1 rRNA gene (only partly in view) is annotated in these 2,500 nt (G+C 50.1%); it reads right to left on the bottom strand.

The annotated features are described in order from the left end of the window. Window positions 1-2,500 (bottom strand): 23S ribosomal RNA (locus tag PZA12_RS24525) (it extends past both window edges: 114 nt to the left, 297 nt to the right).

Below are 2,500 nucleotides of genomic sequence, written 5' to 3' on the forward strand. Positions count from 1 at the left end.
AATCTCATCTTGAGGTGGGCTTCACACTTAGATGCTTTCAGCGTTTATCCCTTCCCGACTTAGCTACCCAGCTATGCTTCTGGCGAAACAACTGGTACACCATAGGTCAGTCCATCCCGGTCCTCTCGTACTAAGGACAGCTCCTCTCAAATTTCCTACGCCCGCGACGGATAGGGACCGAACTGTCTCACGACGTTCTGAACCCAGCTCGCGTGCCGCTTTAATGGGCGAACAGCCCAACCCTTGGGACCTACTTCAGCCCCAGGATGCGACGAGCCGACATCGAGGTGCCAAACCTCCCCGTCGATGTGAACTCTTGGGGGAGATCAGCCTGTTATCCCCGAGGTAGCTTTTATCCGTTGAGCGATGGCCCTCCCACGAGGTACCACCGGATCACTAAGCCCGACTTTCGTCCCTGCTCCACTTGTAGGTGTCGCAGTCAGGCTCCCTTCTGCCTTTACACTCTTCGAACGATTTCCGACCGTTCTGAGGGAACCTTTGGGCGCCTCCGTTACATTTTAGGAGGCGACCGCCCCAGTCAAACTGCCCACCTAACAATGTCCTGTCACCAGTTTCATGGCATCCAGTTAGAACTTCAATACTATCAGGGTGGTATCCCAACAACGACTCCACCAAGGCTGACGCCCTAGTTTCCCAGTCTCCCACCTATCCTGTACAGACAATACCGAAATTCAATGCTAAGCTACAGTAAAGCTCTACGGGGTCTTTCCGTCCAATCGCGGGTAGCGAGCATCTTCACTCGCACTACAACTTCGCCGGATTTGCAGTTGAGACAGTGCACAAGTCATTACGCCATTCGTGCGGGTCAGAACTTACCTGACAAGGAATTTCGCTACCTTAGGACCGTTATAGTTACGGCCGCCGTTTACTGGGGCTTAAGTTCACACCTTCGCGATATTTCGCTAAGTGTTCCCCTTAACCTTCCAGCACCGGGCAGGCGTCAGCCCCTATACATCAGCTTTCGCTTTAGCAGAGACCTGTGTTTTTGTTAAACAGTTGCTTGTGCCTATTCTCTGCGGCCTGATTTCTCAGGCACCCCTTCTCCCGAAGTTACGGGGTCAATTTGCCTAGTTCCTTAACTGCAATTCTTCCGTCGGCCTTAGGATTCTCTCCTCATCTACCTGTGTCGGTTTGCGGTACGGGCACTACTTCTCTCTCTAGATGCTTTTCTTGGAAGCATGGAATCAGATACTTCGGTTCCGTAGAACCTTCCCCATCACGCCTCAGAATTGTTGGAACGGATTTGCCAATCCCAACTCCCTAAACGCTTAGACTAGCATCCAATAGCTAGCACATCCTATCCTTCTCCGTCACACCATCGATAATAACGATTATAGTGGTATTGGAATATCAACCAATTGTCCATCGACTACGCCTTTCGGCCTCGCCTTAGGTCCCGACTAACCCTGAGAAGACAAACTTTACTCAGGAAACCTTAGATATTCGGCCTGTAGGATTCTCGCCTACATCTCGCTACTAATGCCAACATTCTCACTCGTAATCAGTCCACCGCTCCTTACGGTACGACTTCAGCCCGATTACGACGCTCCTCTACCGCTCACGTAAAACGTGAACCCGTAGCTTCGGTGGTAAGTTTGAGCCCCGGACATTTTCGGCGCAGGATCTCTTGACTAGTGAGCTATTACGCACTCTTTTAATGAGTGGCTGCTTCTAAGCCAACATCCTAGTTGTCTTAGAAATCCCACATCCTTTTCCACTTAACTTACACTTTGGGACCTTAGCTGACGATCTGGGCTGTTTCCCTTTTGACCATGGAACTTATCTTTCATAGTCTGACTGCCGGACTGATAGTATGTGGCATTCGGAGTTTGATAAGGTTCGGTAAGCGCTATGCCCCCTAGCCTATTCAGTGCTCTACCTCCACTACTCACATTTTCCGACGCTAGCCCTAAAGCTATTTCGAGGAGAACCAGCTATATCCGAGTTCGATTGGAATTTCTCCGCTATCCACAGCTCATCCCATGCTTTTTCAACAGCAACGTGGTTCGGTCCTCCACGAGGTTTTACCCTCGCTTCAACCTGGCCATGGATAGGTCACCCGGTTTCGGGTCTACAGCATGCAACTAGTCGCCCTATTAAGACTCGGTTTCCCTTCGGCTCCGTACCTTAAGTACTTAACCTCGCTACATACCGTAACTCGTTGGCTCGTTCTACAAAAAGCACATCATCACACACATAAGGTGCTCTGATCGGTTGTAGGCACATGGTTTCAGGTTCTATTTCACTCCCCTCCCGGGGTTCTTTTCACCTTTCCCTCACGGTACTGCTTCACTATCGGTCATCAGGTAGTATTTAGCCTTGGGAGGTGGTCCTCCCTGCTTCCCACAAGGTTTCACGTGTCTCGTGGTACTCTGGTGCAGAACTGATTATCATAGTTTTCACTTACGGGACTATTACCCACTGTGGTCCAACTTTCCAGTTGTGTTCAATTAACTATGATTTCTCGTTATGTTCTGTC

The sequence above is a fragment of the Clostridium beijerinckii genome, from assembly GCF_036699995.1.
Lineage (GTDB): Bacteria > Bacillota > Clostridia > Clostridiales > Clostridiaceae > Clostridium > Clostridium helianthi.